This window comes from Azospirillum brasilense (genome assembly GCF_008365405.1).
Taxonomy (GTDB): Bacteria; Pseudomonadota; Alphaproteobacteria; order Azospirillales; family Azospirillaceae; genus Azospirillum; species Azospirillum brasilense_D.
Map to the genome: position 1 here is coordinate 64,820 of NZ_QOKV01000010.1, position 18,286 is coordinate 83,105.

At 67.2% G+C, this 18,286-nt stretch carries 21 protein-coding genes; 12 read left to right on the forward strand and 9 right to left on the reverse strand.

Translation table 11 applies throughout. The features are described 5' to 3' along the window. Positions 1–4 precede the first annotated feature (4 nt). From livM to DS837_RS16655, 5 genes are all read left to right on the forward strand, one after another. Positions 5–1,522 carry a high-affinity branched-chain amino acid ABC transporter permease LivM gene (livM, locus tag DS837_RS16635; protein WP_149165788.1) on the forward strand — a complete coding sequence of 506 codons (1,518 nt, stop codon included), beginning with the start codon at positions 5–7 and terminating at the stop codon, positions 1,520–1,522. Then, positions 1,522–2,406 (forward strand): ABC transporter ATP-binding protein, encoded by an 885-nt coding sequence (locus DS837_RS16640; RefSeq protein WP_149165789.1) that lies wholly within the window; start codon positions 1,522–1,524, stop codon positions 2,404–2,406. The genes livM and DS837_RS16640 overlap by 1 nt, the downstream gene beginning before the upstream one ends. Positions 2,407–2,409: 3 nt before the next feature. Next, positions 2,410–3,120: an ABC transporter ATP-binding protein gene (locus DS837_RS16645; protein ID WP_014240352.1), complete on the forward strand. Its 711-nt coding sequence runs from the start codon at positions 2,410–2,412 to the stop codon at positions 3,118–3,120. Beyond that, entirely contained in the window at positions 3,120–3,479 is a 360-nt protein-coding gene (locus DS837_RS16650) for a DUF6867 family protein (protein ID WP_149165790.1), read from the forward strand. Before DS837_RS16645 ends, DS837_RS16650 begins: the two co-directional genes overlap by 1 nt. A 173-nt stretch (positions 3,480–3,652) precedes the next feature. After that, positions 3,653–4,753 (forward strand): branched-chain amino acid ABC transporter substrate-binding protein, encoded by a 1,101-nt coding sequence (locus tag DS837_RS16655; RefSeq protein ID WP_149165791.1) that lies wholly within the window; start codon positions 3,653–3,655, stop codon positions 4,751–4,753. 129 nt (positions 4,754–4,882) lie between these two features. On the opposite strand, the gene DS837_RS16660 is transcribed toward DS837_RS16655, so the two are convergent. Continuing rightward, positions 4,883–5,197: a hypothetical protein gene (locus DS837_RS16660; RefSeq protein WP_247889978.1), complete on the reverse strand. Its 315-nt coding sequence runs from the start codon at positions 5,195–5,197 to the stop codon at positions 4,883–4,885. Between the two features lie 133 nt (positions 5,198–5,330). Here DS837_RS16660 and DS837_RS16665 point away from each other — a divergent pair, with 133 nt between their 5' ends. The 3 genes from DS837_RS16665 (at position 5,331) to DS837_RS16675 (ending at position 7,928) form a co-directional block, all read left to right on the forward strand. Continuing rightward, positions 5,331–5,546 (forward strand): hypothetical protein, encoded by a 216-nt coding sequence (locus tag DS837_RS16665; protein ID WP_035673571.1) that lies wholly within the window; start codon positions 5,331–5,333, stop codon positions 5,544–5,546. Between the two features lie 422 nt (positions 5,547–5,968). Continuing rightward, complete coding sequence (locus DS837_RS16670; protein ID WP_149165792.1) at positions 5,969–7,009, forward strand: OmpA family protein; 1,041 nt, start codon at positions 5,969–5,971, stop codon at positions 7,007–7,009. A gap of 274 nt (positions 7,010–7,283) precedes the next feature. Then, on the forward strand, positions 7,284–7,928 hold the full coding sequence (locus tag DS837_RS16675) for a response regulator transcription factor (protein WP_149165793.1): 645 nt from the start codon (positions 7,284–7,286) through the stop codon (positions 7,926–7,928). On the opposite strand, the gene DS837_RS16680 is transcribed toward DS837_RS16675, so the two are convergent. Then, positions 7,905–9,368 carry an ATP-binding protein gene (locus tag DS837_RS16680; protein ID WP_149165794.1) on the reverse strand — a complete coding sequence of 488 codons (1,464 nt, stop codon included), beginning with the start codon at positions 9,366–9,368 and terminating at the stop codon, positions 7,905–7,907. The genes DS837_RS16675 and DS837_RS16680 overlap by 24 nt on opposite strands. Before the next feature lie 290 nt (positions 9,369–9,658). On the opposite strand from DS837_RS16680, the gene DS837_RS32085 reads away from it, so the two are divergent. Further along, entirely contained in the window at positions 9,659–9,817 is a 159-nt protein-coding gene (locus DS837_RS32085; RefSeq protein WP_170295885.1) for a 4Fe-4S dicluster domain-containing protein, read from the forward strand. An 85-nt stretch (positions 9,818–9,902) separates the two neighbouring features. Next, the gene (locus tag DS837_RS16690; RefSeq protein ID WP_149165796.1) at positions 9,903–10,343 is read left to right on the forward strand and encodes a DUF4383 domain-containing protein; all 441 of its coding nucleotides are present in this window, start codon (positions 9,903–9,905) and stop codon (positions 10,341–10,343) included. A gap of 19 nt (positions 10,344–10,362) precedes the next feature. On the opposite strand, the gene DS837_RS16695 is transcribed toward DS837_RS16690, so the two are convergent. The 5 genes from DS837_RS16695 to radA form a co-directional block, all read right to left on the reverse strand. Next, a complete protein-coding gene (locus tag DS837_RS16695) occupies positions 10,363–11,052 on the reverse strand; it encodes an RluA family pseudouridine synthase (RefSeq protein ID WP_149165797.1) in 690 nt (229 codons plus the stop codon). A 43-nt stretch (positions 11,053–11,095) separates the two neighbouring features. Then, the gene (locus DS837_RS16700; protein WP_149165798.1) at positions 11,096–11,806 is read right to left on the reverse strand and encodes an SDR family NAD(P)-dependent oxidoreductase; all 711 of its coding nucleotides are present in this window, start codon (positions 11,804–11,806) and stop codon (positions 11,096–11,098) included. 90 nt (positions 11,807–11,896) lie between these two features. Next, entirely contained in the window at positions 11,897–13,345 is a 1,449-nt protein-coding gene (purF, locus tag DS837_RS16705) for an amidophosphoribosyltransferase (RefSeq protein ID WP_149165799.1), read from the reverse strand. Between the two features lie 100 nt (positions 13,346–13,445). Further along, positions 13,446–14,132 carry a CvpA family protein gene (locus tag DS837_RS16710; protein WP_149165800.1) on the reverse strand — a complete coding sequence of 229 codons (687 nt, stop codon included), beginning with the start codon at positions 14,130–14,132 and terminating at the stop codon, positions 13,446–13,448. 42 nt (positions 14,133–14,174) lie between these two features. Then, positions 14,175–15,575 (reverse strand): DNA repair protein RadA, encoded by a 1,401-nt coding sequence (gene radA, locus DS837_RS16715; RefSeq protein ID WP_149165801.1) that lies wholly within the window; start codon positions 15,573–15,575, stop codon positions 14,175–14,177. 158 nt (positions 15,576–15,733) lie between these two features. On the opposite strand from radA, the gene map reads away from it, so the two are divergent. After that, positions 15,734–16,561, forward strand: coding sequence for a type I methionyl aminopeptidase (gene map / locus DS837_RS16720; protein WP_149165802.1), 828 nt, complete (start codon positions 15,734–15,736; stop codon positions 16,559–16,561). Then, a complete protein-coding gene (locus DS837_RS16725) occupies positions 16,558–17,151 on the forward strand; it encodes an NUDIX hydrolase (protein WP_149165803.1) in 594 nt (197 codons plus the stop codon). The genes map and DS837_RS16725 overlap by 4 nt, the downstream gene beginning before the upstream one ends. Before the next feature lie 3 nt (positions 17,152–17,154). Here the strand turns inward: DS837_RS16725 and DS837_RS16730 are convergent, their stop codons facing one another. Beyond that, positions 17,155–17,373: a hypothetical protein gene (locus tag DS837_RS16730; protein WP_035673594.1), complete on the reverse strand. Its 219-nt coding sequence runs from the start codon at positions 17,371–17,373 to the stop codon at positions 17,155–17,157. Positions 17,374–17,476: 103 nt separating this feature from the next. Next, positions 17,477–18,268 carry an ABC transporter ATP-binding protein gene (locus DS837_RS16735; protein WP_035673597.1) on the reverse strand — a complete coding sequence of 264 codons (792 nt, stop codon included), beginning with the start codon at positions 18,266–18,268 and terminating at the stop codon, positions 17,477–17,479. Between the last annotated feature and the right edge of the window lie 18 nt (positions 18,269–18,286).

The following is an 18,286-nucleotide window of genomic DNA, read 5'->3' on the forward strand; positions in this document are numbered from 1 at the left end:
GGCCATGACCGCGATTTCCCTGTCTTCGCCGCGGGCCATCGCCTGGCCCGCGATCCTGAAGGAGGCGGCGATGACCGCCTTCGTCGCCCTTCTCCTGACGATCCCGCTGGTCGGCCTGCGCACGGTGGACCGTCCCACCGGCCTCGGGCTGGAGACCCGCTGGAACGAGGTGGCCGCCGCCGTCGGACTGGTCTTCCTCGGCCGTCTCGGCCTCTGCCTGATCCGCGAGGGCCACGCCGTCACCGTCCTGGTGCTGGCCGCCGCCGCCACCGCCGCGGGCTTTTTCATCGCCATGCCGACGGAGGCCCTGCGGGTCATCCTGATCGCCGGTGGCGCGGTCATCGCGATCCGCGCCATCCTGGCGATCCGCACCGGCCGTTCCAAGCTGTCGCAGGCGGAGCGCGACAAGCGGATGGACCACATCGCGGCGCAGGTGCAGCACGCGTCCCGCTGGCTCGGTCCGATCGCCGTCGTCGTCGCGCTGGCCTTCCCGTTCACGCCGCTGGCCGACCGCCAGCTGCTGGACATCGGCATCCTGCTGCTGACCTACGTCATGCTGGGCTGGGGGCTGAACATCGTGGTCGGCCTCGCCGGCCTGCTCGACCTCGGCTACGTGGCCTTCTACGCGGTGGGCGCCTACTCCTACGCGCTGCTGGCCCATTATTTCGGCTTCAGCTTCTGGGTCTGCCTGCCGCTCGCCGGCTTCCTCGCGGCGATGTCGGGCGTTCTGCTGGGCTTCCCGGTCCTGCGCCTGCGCGGCGACTATTTCGCCATCGTGACGCTGGGCTTCGGCGAGATCATCCGCATCATCCTGATCAACTGGTATCAATTCACCGGCGGTCCCAACGGCATCTCCGGCATTCCGCGCCCGAGCTTCTTCGGCCTCGCCGACTTCACGCGGACTCCGGCGGAGGGTACCGCGGCCTTCCACGAGATGTTCGGCCTGGAGTTCAGCCCGCTGCACCGGATCATCTTCCTCTATTATCTGATCCTCGTGCTGGCGCTCGTCGTGAACCTGTTCACCATGCGCGTCCGCAAGCTGCCGCTGGGCCGTGCCTGGGAAGCGCTGCGCGAGGATGACATCGCCTGCGCCTCGCTGGGCATCAACCGCACGAACATGAAGCTGGCGGCCTTCGCCATCGCGGCGATGTTCGGCGGTTTCGCCGGGTCCTTCTTCGCCACCCGGCAGGGCTTCATCAGCCCGGAGAGCTTCACCTTCATCGAATCGGCGATCATCCTCGCCATCGTCGTGCTGGGCGGCATGGGCAGCCAGATCGGCGTCGTCGTGGCGTCCCTTCTGGTCATCGGCCTGCCGGAAGCCTTCCGTGAACTGGCCGACTACCGCATGCTGGCGTTCGGCATGGGCATGGTGCTGATCATGCTGTGGCGTCCGCGCGGCCTGCTGGCCCACCGCGACCCGACCATCCTCCTGCACGGCCGCCCCAAGGGTGGAGCCGGCGGCCCCGCCGCGGGCACCGCCGCCGCCGGCGGCCAGGGTATTGCCGGGGGGAGCGCGAAGTGATGACGACACAATCCATGACCACCACGCCCCTGCTGACGGTCGAACACCTCACCATGCGCTTCGGCGGGCTGGTGGCGGTCAACGACGTCTCCTTCTCGGCCAACAACGGCGAGATCACCGCGATCATCGGCCCGAACGGCGCCGGCAAGACCACGCTGTTCAACTGCATCACCGGCTTCTACACCCCCACGGTGGGCCGGCTGACGCTGCGCCACGCCAACGGGAAGGAGTTCCTGCTGGAGCGGATGCCGGGCTATCGCATCTCGCAGAAGGCCAGCGTCGCCCGCACCTTCCAGAACATCCGCCTGTTCGGCGGCATGAGCGTCCTGGAGAACCTGATCGTCGCCCAGCACAACAAGCTGATCCGCGCCTCGGGCTTCTCCATCGCCGGCCTGCTCGGCCTGCCGTCCTACACCAGGACGGAGCGGGAGGCGGTCGATCTGGCCAAATACTGGCTGGACCGCGTCCGCCTGCTCGAGTTCGCGGACTGGGAGGCGGGCAATCTCCCCTACGGCGCCCAGCGCCGGCTGGAGATCGCCCGCGCCATGTGCACGGAGCCGGTGATGCTCTGCCTGGACGAGCCGGCGGCGGGCCTCAACCCGCGCGAGTCGGGCGAACTGGCCGATCTGCTCACCTACATCCGCGACGAGCACAAGATCGGCGTCCTGCTGATCGAGCATGACATGAGCGTGGTGATGAGCATTTCCGACCATGTCGTGGTGCTGGATTACGGGCGGAAGATCTCCGACGGCGATCCGGCCTTCGTCAAGAACGACCCGGCGGTCATCCGCGCCTATCTGGGCGAGGAAGAGGACGAGGAGTTGCCGCCGGAGATCAAGGCCGACCTGCCGGAGGTCGCCAAGCGAGCCGGGGAGGGGGCCTGAGCCATGCTGAAGGTATCGGGCGTCCACACCTTCTACGGCGCCATCGAGGCGCTGAAGGGGGTCGACATCGAGATCGGGGCCGGCGAGATCGTCTCGCTGATCGGCGCCAACGGCGCCGGCAAGTCCACGCTTCTCATGACCATCTGCGGCAGTCCGCGCGCCCGCATGGGGCGGATCACGTTCGAAGGGCAGGACATCACGCAGATGCCCACCTACGAGCTGGTCCGCCTGGGCATCGCCCAGTCGCCGGAAGGCCGCCGGATCTTCCCGCGCATGAGCGTGCTGGAGAACCTGCAGATGGGGTCCATCACCGCCAAGCCGGGCAGCTTCGCCAACGAGCTGGAGCGGGTCCTGACTCTGTTCCCGCGCCTGAAGGAACGCATCAGCCAGCGCGCCGGCACCATGTCGGGCGGTGAGCAGCAGATGCTGGCCATCGGCCGCGCGCTGATGAGCCAGCCGCGGCTGCTGCTTCTCGACGAACCGTCCCTGGGCCTCGCCCCGCTGGTGGTGAAACAGATCTTCCAGGCGGTGAAGGACATCAACCGCGAGCAGAAGATGACCGTGTTCATGGTCGAGCAGAACGCCTTCCACGCGCTGAAGCTCGCCCACCGCGGCTATGTGATGGTCAACGGCAAGGTCACCATGTCGGGGACCGGTGCCGAACTGCTGGCGAACGAGGAAGTTCGCTCGGCCTATCTGGAGGGAGGTCACTGATGGACGGCGTTCTCGGGTCCTCTCTGCCGGTGTTCCTGGGCCTGACGGTCCTGGTGTTCGGCGGCTGCGGCGTTCTGACCGGCCAGACCCTGGCCGAGGGCTGGAAGCCCGTGTCGAGCGCCATCGCCTACTCCGTTCTGCTGGGCTTGGGCGACCGGTTCCTGGTCTGGGGCCTGTTCGGTGGCCAGCTCCTGTCGGTGTATGGATTCGTGGTGCACACCCTGGTGATCGGCGCGATCACCCTGACCACGTACCGCATTTCGATGGCGCGCCGGATGGTGTCCCAGTATCCTTGGCTGTATGAGCGTTCCGGACCCTTCGGCTGGCGCGAGCGCGTCGGCGGAACGCTCGCCGAATGATTGCGAATTCCATGGGTCCGATCGCGACCAGGACGCGGGTGAAACTGTCGCACTTGGCGATGATCGGACTATAGTGGAACCTTGTCGGCACCGGCGCCCCCAGCCCTTGGGGGACCGGTGAAAAGGCCCCGGCGGGGCCGGCGTACGACTCATAACAGGGAGCCAACGAAACTATGAACTACAAGCTTTCCCTCCTCGTTGCGGTTGCGGCGACCGCTATGACCGCCTCGGTGGCGAAGGCCGACATCGCGGTGGCGACCGCCGGCCCGATCACCGGCCAGTACGCCACCTTCGGCGAGCAGATGAAGAAGGGCATGGAGCAGGCGGTTGCCGACATCAACGCCGCCGGCGGTGTCCTGGGCCAGAAGCTGAAGCTGGAAGTGGGCGACGACGCCTGCGACCCGAAGCAGGCCGTCGCCGTGGCGAACCAGCTCGCCAAGGCGGGCGTGAAATTCGTCGCCGGTCACTTCTGCTCGGGCTCCTCGATCCCGGCCTCGCAGGTCTATGCCGAGGAAGGCGTCCTGCAGATCTCCCCGGCCTCGACCAACCCGAAGCTGACCGAGCAGGGTCTGAAGAACGTGCTGCGCGTCTGCGGCCGTGACGACCAGCAGGGCCAGATCGCCGGCAAGTATCTGCTGGACAACTACAAGGGTAAGAACGTCGCGATCCTGCACGACAAGTCCGCCTACGGTAAGGGACTCGCCGACGAGACGCAGAAGGCGCTGAACGCCGGCGGCCAGAAGGAGAAGGTCTACGAAGCCTACACGGCGGGTGAGAAGGACTACTCGGCGCTGGTGTCCAAGCTGAAGCAGGAAGCCGTCGACGTCGTCTATGTCGGTGGCTACCACACCGAAGCCGGTCTGCTGGCCCGCCAGATGAAGGATCAGGGCCTGAACGCCCCGATCGTGTCGGGCGACGCGCTGGTGACCAACGAGTATTGGGCGATCACCGGTCCGGCCGGCGAGAACACCATGATGACCTTCGGCCCGGACCCGCGCGAGATGCCGGAAGCCAAGGAAGCCGTGGAGAAGTTCCGCAAGGCCGGCTATGAGCCGGAGGGCTACACCCTCTACACCTACGCCGCTCTGCAGATCTGGGCGGAGGCGGCCAAGCAGGCCAACTCGACCGACTCGGCCAAGATCGCCGACGTTCTGCGCAAGAACAGCTACAACACAGTGATCGGCAAGATCGGCTTCGACGCCAAGGGCGACGTGACCTCGCCGGCTTATGTCTGGTACCGCTGGAACAACGGCCAGTACGCCCAGGTCAAGTAAGCTGGGGTCAAGTAAGCCGGGGCCAACGTCCCGGACGTACGATCTGGTTTCCTCAGGGAAATGAAGTCGTGCAAAGGCCCGGCGGGAAACCGCCGGGCCTTTTGCGTGGCGTGGTGTCTGCGGTGTGGTTCAGAGGGTGGCCGGCTGCGCCGTCATCGAAGGAGCCATTGGAGGGGATGTCGGAGGAGGGGCCAAAGCCGGGGAGCGCTCCGCCAGAAGCCTCTCGGAGGTGTTCATCACGTCGCGCCAGAAGGCGGCGGCGCGCAGGTTGTTCGCAGCCGTGAGTTCGACGAGGCGGACGCGGCTGATGCGGATGGCGGACTCGCCCAGTTCTTCCACGAGGCGGGTCGCGAACAGGAGCACGTCGTGATCGATTTTCATGACGGCATCAACACGGCGGGTCGGCGGTTTGTTCCGCAGGTGCGAAGACGGTTGTTGCAGCACCGCTACATCCCGGCTTCGGTATGCGTGGCGCGCACAACGGACACTCGCCAACCGGGGGCGGTTTGGTGTTTGAATGGCCTGCCGTATCCGCGAGGTTGGCGGGTTTGACGTTTTTGGGTTTTGGAGATCGGATATGCGCAGAAAGCGCGAAGTCGTCGAAGGCCAGATGTTCCGCAAATTGGGCCCCGGCGGAGGCATCTGGCAGGTGATCGCCATCCGCAAGGATGGGCTGGGCACCCAGCACGCCCAACTTCAGCGGTCCGACGACCACAAGACTCTGAAAACCCTGGCGGTTTCCGCCCTTCTTGACCCCACCCAGTTCGAAACGGTCGCCGAACCGCAGGATTGAGCGGGACGCCGGCGCCGGTTCCGTCGGCTTCTTGTCAGTGACTCCGTGGGTGTGCTGCTCCTGCCGAAGGCGGGGTGCTTTCGTGTGTCTGGATTGTTTGTGCTAACTGCAAAAATACCCCAAAAGTCATGCGCCTCACCCAATGGGATTAGGAAGAATTCGGCGAGCGATTGCTTTGTTCTCGAAGGAATATGAAGAGTGTGACGAACGTTCGGGTAATGCAGAAATGCAACATCTCTGTTCATCTTGTCGCAGAGGACTTGTGACGGTGGGTGGTTGCTGATATCTCGAAGTCATGACGCTTCAACCGCCGACGGAATGCGGCGGGCTTGCCCGATGAAGGCTGGAGTCTTCAGACATCCGCCTTTCGAACGGTTCGCTTCGACAGCCCCGGCAACGCCGTGCACAAAGGAAAGAAGAAAATGACTCTGCGTGGGATTCTGCTCGGAACGGCGCTCGCGGCGATGCTGCCGACCGCCGCCATGGCCGCGACCGAGGGCTTTTACGTCGGCGCCGGCGCCGGCGTGAACTGGACGCGCGACGCCGATCTGCGCTTCGAGAACACCCCGACGGACGCCAGCACCAGCTTCAAGCTGGGCGGCATCGGCGACATCTCCGCCGGCTACGCGACGGCCGCCGGCCCGCGCGCCGAGTTGGAGTTCGCGTGGCGCTGGCGCAACGCGATCGACAGCACCGACAGCGCCAACGCGGCGGTGAACGGTCTGGGCGGCAAGGCCAGCTCGCTCGCCTTCATGGGCAACGTGCTGTACGACATCAACACGGGCACCGCCTTCACGCCCTACATCGGCGTCGGCGCCGGTATCGCCCAGGTCCGTCTGGACCTCGGCGGTTTCGATGACCGCGACTGGGTGTTCGCCTATCAGGGCATCGCCGGCGTGTCCTACGCCCTGAGCCAGAACCTGGCCCTGACGCTGGATTACCGCTACTTCGCGACGCTCGATCCGAAGTTCGATCTGGGCGGCCCGGCCGGCCTCGCCAGCTCCACCGTGAAGGGCGAGTATCAGAACCACACCGTCATGGCCGGTCTTCGCTACACCTTCGGCGCCCCGGCGGCGGCCCCGGCGGCGGCGGCCGTCGCTCCGGCGGCCCCGGTGCAGGCGCAGCCGCAGTCGGAGTATCTGGTGTTCTTCGACTGGGACAAGGCCAACATCACGGCGGCGTCCGACAAGATCATCGGCGATGCCGCCGCCTCCGCCGGTCAGGTGCGGGCGGTCAGCATCCATGTGGTCGGCCACACCGACACCTCGGGCTCGCCGGCCTACAACCAGCGGCTCTCGCTGCGCCGCGCCGACGCGGTGAAGAACGCGCTGGTCGGCAAGGGTGTCGCCGCCAACCAGATCACCGTCGAGGGCAAGGGCGAGACCCAGCTCCTGGTGAACACCGGTGCGAACGTCCGCGAGCCGTCGAACCGCCGCGCGCAGATACTCATCCGCGTGCAGTGATCCGGCGGGCCGCCGGCGTCCTTCGGGGCCGATCGGCGTGATCAGGAGCGAGAGAAGGGCGCCGCCTCCGCGGCGCCTTTTTCGCATCTGCGGCAGAAGCACGCGCGGCATTGCGGAATCATGCATCAATTGTGGCATGAAACCTCCCGTCGGCGTATGAGGTTCATACCGGAAGCCGCACTTTGGTTTGAGACGACCGAGTCCGGCCCGGTCCCAGCGGACCCTGTCCCATTGGGTCGTCCCCACCAGCCGCCTCCGCCGAAGCAGGGTTGTCATGCAGGTATTGATCGCCGACGATCACTCCATCGTTCGCAGTGGCCTGACCCATCTGGTCGGGGAGCTGGACGAACAGGCCAGCGTGGCGGCGGCGACCAGCTTCGGTCAGTTGATCCAGCTGCTGGACCAGGGACCCTACGACCTCATCATCATGGATTTGCGCATGCCGGGCCTCGGTGGGCTGGACGATGTGGAGGCGGTGGTGAAGCGGGTGGCGCCGGTGCCGGTCGTCGTCTTCTCGATGATCGACTCGCCGGACGAGATGCGCGCCGTGCTGTCGCGCGGGGTGCGGGCCTTCATCCCGAAATCCACAGACGACGTGCTGGTCGTGAACATCCTGCGTCTGGTCATGGCCGGTGGCTCCTACGTGCCGCCGGTGCTCGGCATGCCGGGAATCGCCCAGGCGCCGGCCATCGCGAAGCCGCATGAGCCGAGCGTCTTCGACGGCATGACCCGCCGCCAGTTGGAGGTCCTGGACCTGTTGGCTCAGGGCCTATCGAACCAGGAGATCGGGGAGCGTCTGGGCCTGAACCTGTCCACCGTCAAGACACACGTCACAGGCGTGCTGAAGGCGCTCGGGGTGGGCAGCCGGACCCAGGCGGTGCTTCTGGTCAAGGAATCAGGCCACGACCGTCTCGTGTAAGCTGGGGACCAAGGGGACTCCCACGGAGAACACCGTTCCGCGCCCCTCGACGGAGCGAAGCTCCAGCGGGTGGCCGAGCAGCCGGGCCAGCCGGTCGACGATGGCCAAGCCAAGCCCGATTCCCTCGCTGCGGTCGCGGTCGGGCCGATCGAGCTGGACGAACTCCTCGAAAATGCGCCGGCGGTCGGCCTCGGCGATGCCTCGGCCCGTGTCGTAGACCTCGATCCATGCCGTGCCGCCGCGGCGCCGGCAACCCATCAGCACGCCGCCCTGTTCGGTGTAGCGCACCGCGTTCGTCAGCAGGTTGCGCAGGATGCGTTCCAGCAGGAAGGGGTCCGTCCGCACGGAGAGGTCCGTCGGCACGATGCGCAGCCGCAGCCCCTTATCCTCGGCGATCCCGGTGAACTCCGCTTCCAACTGGTCGAACAGGGCAGACAAGGCGACGTCGGCGGGTTTCGGCTCGACCACGCCGGATTCCAGCTTCGAGATGTCCAGGATGGCGTTCAACAGGTCGTGCATGGACCGCTGGGCCAGCCGCAGATCCTTCACCAGGGCCAGGGCGCGGGGTTTGTCGAGCTGCCGTTCCAGCATGCCGGTGAACATGTTGATGGCTTGGAGGGGCTGCTTCAGGTCGTGCCCGGCGTGGGCGAGGAAGCGCGACTTCGCCAGATGGGCCTGTTCCGCCGCCACCTTGGCGGTGTGCAGCTCGGCGGTGCGGGCGCGCACCTGGGCTTCCAGAGTGACGTTGGTCTGCTCCAGCGCCTGAGTCATGCGGGTGATGTCGGCGAACTGGCGCTGCACCTGCCGGACCATCGGGCGGAAGATCACCAGCACCTCGGCGCATAGGGTCAGCAGCGTCAGGATCAGGGCGGCGAAGCCCAGATTGTGCAGGGTGGCAAAGCCACGCTCGCCCGCCTCCTGGTAGCGCGCCACCATGTCCTCCAGCCCCGCCAGCAGCGGGCCGAGCGCCTGATGGGTGACGAGGTCGGCCTCAGGCATGGCGCGGGGCAGGCCGGCGGGGCCGGCGGCGATCACAGCACGGAGCGCGGCGATGTGGCGGAGCACCAGATCGTTCAGCGGTTCCGGCCCGTCGAAATAGAGCCGCCGCACGTCCTTGCCCATCGCCGGCCCCTCGTCGGCGCCGGTCAGGCGCCGATGGGCGTTCTCGAACATGTCGGTCGCCTCGGCCAGCCGAGCGGTCAGCGCGCGCCGCTCGGCGTCGGTCGGGGCGTTGCGGAGCTGCTCCGCCAGCAGGGCGGTACGCTGGGACAGCATGCGCTGGCGTCCCGAAATGTTCACGACCTCCAGCATGTCGGCGTGCTGGTCGATGACCCGCTCGGTCATGATGAAGCCGGCCAGCGTGCACAGCGCGATCACCCCGAGCGCCAGCCCGTAACGAAGCGTCATCCAGCGCGCCGTGGTGTTGCCGATGGGGACCATGCCGTCCTTCCTTCCGGTGCGGTGCGGACCTTGACGACGGTCAAGGTCGGGTGGTGCACGAAAGGTCAGTGTACCGCCATCGCCGATGCTCGGCATTCGCGAATGCAGCAAGGACGACACAGCGGAAAAGGAAGGAGAGGGCGGCCATCATGGCGGTCAGTCGCGCGGATCTTTTCCGAGGGCGCTTCCGGTCCGAACCGGCGAGGCCCCAAACACCATCGGCGGCACCGCAAGCGTTGGAGGCGCGTATCGGCGCGGCGTGCCTGTCCTATATCGGGACCGATTGCCGGATGTGCGGCGACCATTGCGACCGCGGCGCGATCCGTTTCCGTCCGCTGGGGCGCGGCCGCTGGCTGCCGATCGTCGAGGAGGGTGGCTGCTCCGGCTGCGGCGACTGCGTGGGCGTGTGCCCGGTCAAGGCCGTGACCATGGAGGCGGTGACCGCCTGAGACTGCGGCCGAATTAAGGGAACGCTGCTTCTAAACCCTCTGTTGGTAAGGCGGTTTCATCCCCTGTCTGCCAACGGAGAGACACATGTGGTGGCGCAACGTGACGCTGGTCTATGCCGCGGCCTTTACGGCCATCGGCATACTGGGCTTTATTCCGACCTTCCTGAGCCCGCCTCCGGAAGGCATGACCCTTGCCGTCGAATCCTTCCATGGCTATCTGCTCGGGCTGTTCCCGGTGAACCTGCTGCACAACATCGTGCATCTTCTGTTCGGCCTGTGGGGCTTCTTCGCCTACTTCTCCAGCCGTCTGGCCTCGCGCAGCTATCTGCGCAGCGTGGCCGTGGCCTACGCCGTTCTGACCGTCCTTGGCTTCATCCCGGGGCTGAACACCCTGTTCGGTCTGGTGCCGCTGCACGGCAACGACATCTGGCTGCACGCCGTGCTCGCCATCGTGGCCGGCTATGTCGGCTTCATGGTGCACGAGACGGAAACCGGCACGGAGAAGCGCGCCGAGTGGCGGGCGTAACAGCCCGGCGTCCCGGCCGTCAGGCCGGGTCGTCTCCTTCGAAACCGCAGGCGGCGAGCGCCGCGCGCATGTGGGGCGGAACCGGCGCCACCGCGCCGACCGCCTCGCGGGAGGGGTAGAGGGGCAGCGAAATGGCCCGCGACTGCAAATGCAGCGGGTGCCCCTCCGGACCGCCATATTGCGGATCGCCCAGCAGTGGGCAGCCCAGCGCCGTGGCGCAATGCACACGAATCTGGTGCGTGCGCCCGGTGTGGGGCTTCAACTCCAGCCATGTGGTGCCCTCGCCGCGACCGAGGACCCGGTAGTCGGTGACGGCGCTCTGCCCGTCGTCGGCCACGACGATGCGCCAGCCGCCGCTCTTGTTGGTCACCTTTTTCAACGGCAGTTCGATCCGTCCCTGTTCCTCGGGCGGATTGCCGGCGACGACCGCCCAGTAGGTCTTGTCGACCTTACCGTCCTGGAACAGCTTCCCCAGCTTGCGCAGGGCCTTCGGATGCCTCCCCAAAATCAGGCAGCCCGAGGTGTCGCGGTCCAGTCGGTGGGCGAGGCCCGGCGGCTTCGGAAAGCCGAAACGCAGGGCGTCGAAATGGCGTTCCAGATTCGGACCGCCGCCCGGCCCGGCGTGAACGGGCAGGCCGGCGGGCTTGTCGATGATGAGCATGAGCCCATCGCGGTAGAGCACGCGGGCCTGGATTTGTTCGGGTGTCATGCCGGGGTCAGCCTCAGGCGCGTGAAAAGGAGAGATCCGCAAGTCACCCCTGTGCCGACACCACCTCGCCGTGGCGGGTGCAGGACGCTTCCGCCAGCTCCACGAAGGCTTCGGTCACATCGTCGGGCTGGGCCAGCTTGGTCTGGTCCTCGCCAGGGAAGGCCTGCATGCGCAGCTTGGTCGCCACGATGCCGGGATCGACCAGATTGACGCGCAGGTTCGACGAAGCGATTTCCATCGCGTAGGTCTTCACCATCATCTCCAGCGCCGCCTTGCTGGCTCCGTACGGGCTCCAGTAGGGGTAGGGCGCGTTCGCGGCGCCCGACGTCACGAAGACGGCGCGCCCCGCATCGGACGCGCGCAGCAGCCGGTCGAAGGAGCGGATCAGCCGGAAGTTGGCGGTGACGTTCACGTCCATCACGCGCTGCCACAGCTTCGGATCGTAATGGGCGACAGGCCCCAGCGCTTCCAGGACGCCGGCGTTGCTGACCAGGATGTCGAGCTTCCCGAAGCGCTCGAAGATCGAGTAGCCGAGCTGGTCGATCTTGTCGAACTGGCGCAGGTCCAGCGGGACCAGCGTGGCGTTGCGGCCCGTGGCCTGGAAGATCGCGTCGTCGGTCTCCTCCAGTCCGCCGACGGTGCGGGCGGCGAGGATGACGTGGGCGCCTTCGGCGGCGAAGCGCTTGGCGATGGCGGCGCCGATGCCGCGCGAGGCGCCGGTGATGAGGGCGGTGCGGCCGGAAAGACGGGACATGGCGGCGACTCGACGATGTTCGGTAGCGGGATTGGCGAACGGGCCGGTCCGCTGGGTTGCGGCCGGCCCGTCGCGGCGGTGGTCAGGCGGTCAGGCGCGGATGCGGACGTTCGCCTCGACCGGCGGGTGATCCAGCGCGTCGGTCAGCGCGATGGGATAGTCGCCGGTGAAACAGGCGTCGCAGAAGGTCAGATTCTTCGGGTCGCGGCGCTCCGCGCCCATGGCCCGGTAGAGGCCGTCCAGCGAGATGAAGGCGAGGCTGTCGGCTTGGATGAACTCGCGCATCTCCTCCACCGACATGCGGTGGGCGAGCAGCTTGCTCTGCTCCGGCGTGTCGATGCCGTAGAAGCAGGGGTGCGAGGTCGGCGGGCTGGAGATGCGCATGTGCACCTCCTTCGCCCCGGCGGCCCGCACCATCTCGACGATCTTCTTGGAGGTCGTGCCGCGCACGATGCTGTCGTCCACCAGCACCACCCGCTTGCCCTCGATCATGGCGCGGTTGGCGTTGTGCTTCAGCTTCACGCCCAGGTGACGGATCTGGTCAGTCGGCTCGATGAAGGTGCGGCCGACATAATGGTTGCGGATGATGCCCAGCTCGAAGGGCACGCCGCTCTGCGTGGCGTAGCCGAGGGCCGCCGGCACGCCGCTGTCGGGCACCGGGACCACCACGTCGGCGTCGATGCCCGATTCGCGGGCCAGCTCGGCGCCGATCCGCTGGCGCGCGTTGTAGACGGAGGAGCCCTCCATCACGCTGTCGGGCCGCGCGAAGTAGATGTATTCGAAGATGCAGAAGCGGCGGCCCTGCGGCTGGAAGGGGCGCAGGCTCTGCACACCCTGGTCGTTCAGCACGACCATCTCGCCCGGCTCGACGTCGCGCACATACTCGGCGCCGACGATGTCCAGGGCGCAGGTCTCGCTGGTCACGATGTGGGTGTCGCCCAGCTTGCCCAGGACCAGCGGGCGGACGCCCAGCGGATCGCGCACGCCGATCACCTCGTTCGGGGTCAGCGCCACCAGGGAGAAGGCGCCCTCGACCTGCCGCACCGCCTCGATCAGCCGGTCCACCGGCGAACCGCCGCGGGCGATGGCCATCAGATGGACGATGGTCTCGGTGTCGGTGGTGGACTGGAACAGGCAGCCGCGGCGGACGAGCTGGCGGCGCAGCGTGTGGGCGTTGGTCAGGTTGCCGTTGTGGGCCAGCGCGAAGCCGCCGAACTCGAAATCGGCGTAGAGCGGCTGGACGTTGCGGATCGTCGTGTCGCCCGTGGTGGCGTAGCGGACATGGCCGATGGCCTGCGGGCCTTTCAGCTTGCCGATGATCGCTTCCGACGAGAAGTGATCGCCGACGAGGCCGAGCGTGTGTTCCAGATGGAAGCGGTCGCCGTCGTGGCTGACGATGCCGCAGGCTTCCTGGCCGCGATGCTGCAGCGCATGCAGGCCGAGCGCGGTGATGGCCCCCGCCTGCGGATGGCTGTGGATGCCGAACACGCCGCACTCCTCGCGCAGCTTGTCGTCGTCGAACGGATGCGTCGTCAGCATCGGAAGATCCTCGTCATACACAGCATCACCAAAGGGCATTGCCCCGGCGGCCTCTTTGCCAGCGGGGCGTTACTCACAGGCACTCTGCACCATGCGGCGTTCAGCGTGCGTTCTGGATCAGTCGCTCAAGGTCGCCGCGGTCCCGGTCCTTATAGCCGGTATCGGATGGCGACGCACCACCGGTCTTCGGCGCGCCGGGAACCGGAGTAGACAGGCGGTCCAGGGCCTGCTTGGCCTCCACCGCCTGCCGCGCGCGCTCCCGCGCCATGTCCATCTGGCCCAGCCCGTCCTTGCGCAGCGAGTCCGGCATCACCTCGTAAATCATGGCGGCGCCGGACACCAGCATCGGCCGGGTCTTGGCGTTCTGCAGCCACGTCGGGTGTTCCGCCGGGTTCGGCACCAGCCAGACGAAGAAGAGATAGGCGACGGAGGCGAGGATTGCACCCTTGAGCAGGCCGAAGACGAAGCCCAGCGAGCGGTCGAGCGCCGAAAGGCCGGAATTCTGCACCCCGCGCGACACGACGCGGCCCAGGATTGTCAAAACCACAAGGCTGACGACGAACAGCGCCACCGCCGACGCGGCGTAGGCGGCCATCTCGACATGAATGTAGGTCTGCGCGATGGGCAGAACGTGGGGCAGGGCGTTCAGCGTGATCAGCGCCGCACCGACCCAGGCGGCGACCGACAGCACCTCGGCCACCATGCCGCGGGTGAAGGCCAGCAGGGCCGCCAGCAGAAGCACCACGATGACGGCCAGATCCGCCGGGTTGATCGGGAAGGTGTCCATAACGCCGCTACGCCTCGTGCGCTTTCGCTCTAGAGTCTCGTATCAATCCCGGCCGCGCGGCGGACGGGGTCCCGATCCGGCCTGGAACAGCGGCAGCAATTCGCTGAGCTGTTGCAGCTCGACCGATTTCAGGCCGGTGTCGCCGCGCCCCGGCTTCTTGCCGTTCCGTCTAGCCGGAAAGATCGCCGTTGAAAACCCCAGCTTCGCGGCTTCCTTCAGCCGGGCGTCGCTCTGGCCCACGGCGCGCACCTCGCCCGACAGGCCGACCTCGCCGAAGACCACGGCGTCGGCGGGCACCGGTTCCCCGGTCAGGGAGGAGACGAGCGCCGCGGCGACCGCGAGGTCCGCCGCTGGCTCGGTGATGCGCAGACCGCCGGCGACGTTCAGATAGACGTCGTTGGCGCCGATCTGCACGCCGCAGCGCGCCTCCAGCACCGCCAGCACCATGGCGAGCCGCGCCGAATCCCAGCCGACCACCGCGCGCCGCGGCGTGCCGAGCGGGGAGGGGGCGACCAGCGCCTGGACCTCGACCAGCACCGGGCGGGAGCCCTCCATGCCGGCGAAGACCGCGGCCCCCGACACGTCGCCGCGCCGTTCCGCCAGGAACAGGGCGGAGGGGTTGGCGACCTCGCCCAGCCCGGCATCGGTCATCTCGAACACGCCGATCTCGTCCGTCGCGCCGAAGCGGTTCTTGACCGCGCGCAGGATGCGGAACTGGTGGCCGCGCTCGCCTTCGAAATAGAGAACCGTGTCCACCATGTGCTCCAGCACGCGGGGGCCGGCGATGGTGCCTTCCTTGGTGACGTGCCCGACCAGCAGCAGGACGCAGCCGCGCCGCTTGGCGACGCGGATCAACTCCTGCGCGGAGGCCCGGACCTGGGCGACGGTGCCAGGGGCGCTGTCCAGATTGTCCACATACATGGTCTGGATCGAGTCGATGACGACCACCTCCGGCCCGTCCGTGCCGTCCAGAGAGGCCACGATGTCGCGCACGCTGGTCGCCGAGGCGAGCTGGACCGGTGCGGCGGCGCAGCCCAGGCGGACGGCGCGCAGCCGCACCTGGTCCACCGCCTCCTCGCCGGAGACGTAGGCGCAGCGGTGTTCCTGCGACAGCCGGGCCATGGCCTGGAGGAGAAGGGTCGATTTGCCGATGCCGGGGTCGCCGCCGATCAGGATCGCCGATCCGGGGACGAGGCCGCCGCCGCAGACGCGGTCGAACTCCTCGATGCGGGTCATGCGGCGCGGCGGTGCCTCGCTGGACCCGGCCAGCCCCACGAAGTCCAGCCGGCGCCCGCGCGCCACGCCCAACCCCTTGGGGGCAGCCTCCGGAGCGGCTTCCTCGACGAGGGTGTTCCATTCGCCGCAGGCGTCGCAGCGACCCGCCCATTTCGGGAAGGAGGCGCCGCAGGCCTGGCAGACGTAGCGGGTGGTTGGCTTTGCCAAAGGTCTAGCGATTGGTTGGAGCGGCAGCGCCCCACATATAGCAAGGTGACGTTCTAAATCCTATGGCAGAGGTGATAAAAAGCTGGGGCTTTTCTCGGCTGTTCCGGTGGTAGGTTCTGTCCCGGAACCACGATGAACAACGGATGTGAGGTGACACGGTGGCGGACAAGGACGCGCGGAAGATCCCGCTGCACGGCCCGGAGGAGTTCGAGGCACTTCGCAAGGCCGGGCGGTTGGCCGCGGCGACGCTCGACCACATCACGCCCCAGGTGGTGCCGGGGGTCAGCACGGGCCATCTGAACCGTCTGATCGAGACCTTCATGCGGGACAATGGCGCCATCCCCGCGACTCTCGGCTATCACGGATATCCGGCGGCGAGCTGCATCTCGCCGAACCATGTGGTGAACCACGGCATTCCGTCCGACGACAAGACGCTGGTCGACGGGGACATCGTGAACATCGACGTGACGGTGATCCTGGACGGTTGGTACGGCGACACCAGCCGCATGTTCTTCGTCGGCGAGAAGATAGGAGTGAAGGCGCGCAAGCTGGTCGACATCACCTACAAGGCGATGATGGCCGGAATCGCGCAGGCCAAGCCGGGCAACCATCTGGGCGACATCGGCCACGCCATCCAGACCTTGGCGGAAGCCCATCGCTACGGCGTGGTGCGCGACTTCGGCGGGCACGGCATCGGCCGGGTGTTCCACGACGCGCCGCATGTCGACCATTTCGGCAAGCGCGGCACCGGGGTTCTGCTGGTTCCCGGCATGGTCTTCACCATCGAGCCGATGCTCAACGCCGGCAAACCGGACGTGAAGATCCTGTCGGACGGCTGGACCACCGTCACCCGCGACCGCTCCCTGTCCGCCCAGTTCGAGCATCAGGTCGGCATCACCGAAACGGGCTGCGAGATCTTCACCCTGTCGCCGGCCGGCTACACCCAGCCGCCCTACGAAACCGCGGCCGGAGCCGCTGCGGCATGAGCGGGGGCGACCTGAAGCCCTGGACCGTGCTGGACCGCCGCACCCTGCTCGATGCCGGCCCCTTCGTCCGGGTGCACGCCGACACCATCGAGACCCCGGACGGCCAGCGGGTCGAGAACTTTTACCAGGTTGAACAGGGCGACTTTGTTCAGATGTTCGTCGAGGACGCGGATGGGCGTGTCCTGATGCTGCGCCAATACAAGCACGGCCCGCGCCGCGTCACCCAGACCTTTCCGGCGGGCGGGATCGATCCGGGGGAGGCGCCCCTGGCGGCGGCCAAGCGGGAACTGCTGGAAGAGACGGGCTATGTCGCGGAGGAGTGGACCGCGCTCGGCTCCTACGTGGTGCAGGCCAACCAGCGTGGCTGCGTCTGCCACCTGTTCCAGGCCCGCAACGCCCGGAAAGTGGCCGAGCCGGATTCCGGCGATCTGGAGGAGATGCGGCTGGAACTGCTGACCCGCGCGGACCTGATCGCCGCGGCGGCAGAGGGCGACTACGCCCTGCTGCCGGTCGTCGCCCTGCTGGGCGCCGTCCTGCTGCCGGAGCTGCGCGATAACCTCGCGCGGTCGGCGGCGCGTCCGGCGCCGTGACGGTCACTTCCCGTCGGTCGGGCCGGCGAAGAAATGGGCGAGCGCGTCGGCGGCTTCGAGCGACAGCTGGTTGTCGTTCTTGAGGAGTTGCTCGTGGGCGTTCTTGATGGTCTGCACCGTCTCTTCGTTGGTCAGCAGCCCCTTGGCCTGGAGCGTCTCCAGAATCTTGGCGCTCAGCATGAAGCTCGCGAAGGCCAGTCCGTTCGTGGTGATGTCCGCCATACTCGTCTCTCCGATGGGGCGCCGGCCCGTGGTGGCCGGCGTGCTTTGTGGCCGACCCTACCGGGCGGCAGGTTAATTTTGCACGAACCGGCGTTGCGGCGCCTTACAGCGCCCGCACCTGCATCTTGATCGGCCCTTCGCCCCGGCCGTGGACGAACTGGTCGACGTAGGGGTTGCCGGAATGGTCGATGTCGTTGGCGTGGCCGGTCCAGATGATCCGGCCCTGGTAGATCATCGCGACGCGGTCGGCGATTTTGCGGGCCGAGGCCATGTCGTGGGTGATGGTCACGGCGGTGGCGCCGAGGTCCTTCACGCATTTCACGATCAGCTCGTTGATCACGTCGGCCATGATCGGGTCGAGGCCGGTCGTCGGCTCGTCGAAGAAGATGATCTCCGGCTCGTCGGCGATGGCACGGGCGAGGCCGACGCGCTTCTGCATGCCGCCCGACAGCTCCGACGGGAACAGTTCCCCGACCTCCGGGCCAAGGCCGACCGCGCCCATCTTGGCGATGGCGATGTCCTTGGCCTTGGCGCGCGGCATGTGCTCGCCCTGGATCAGGCCGAAGGCGACGTTCTCCCAGACCTTCAGGCTGTCGAACAGGGCCGCACCCTGGAACAGCATGCCGAACTTGTGCAGCAGCTTCTCCCGCTCGCGCGGGCGCAGCTTCGTCGTCTCCTCGCCGTCGACCCGGATGGACCCGCTGTCCGGGGACAGAAGGCCCAGGATGCACTTCAGCATCACCGACTTGCCGGTGCCCGACCCGCCGATGACGACCAGCGACTCGCCGCGCCCGACCTCCAGGTCGATGCCGTTGAGCACGACCTTCGGTCCGAACGCCTTGTGCACGTTCTTCAGCGAAATCTTCGGCGGATGAGCGGGGGGAACCTGCGACATGGACTCGCTCATTGCTCT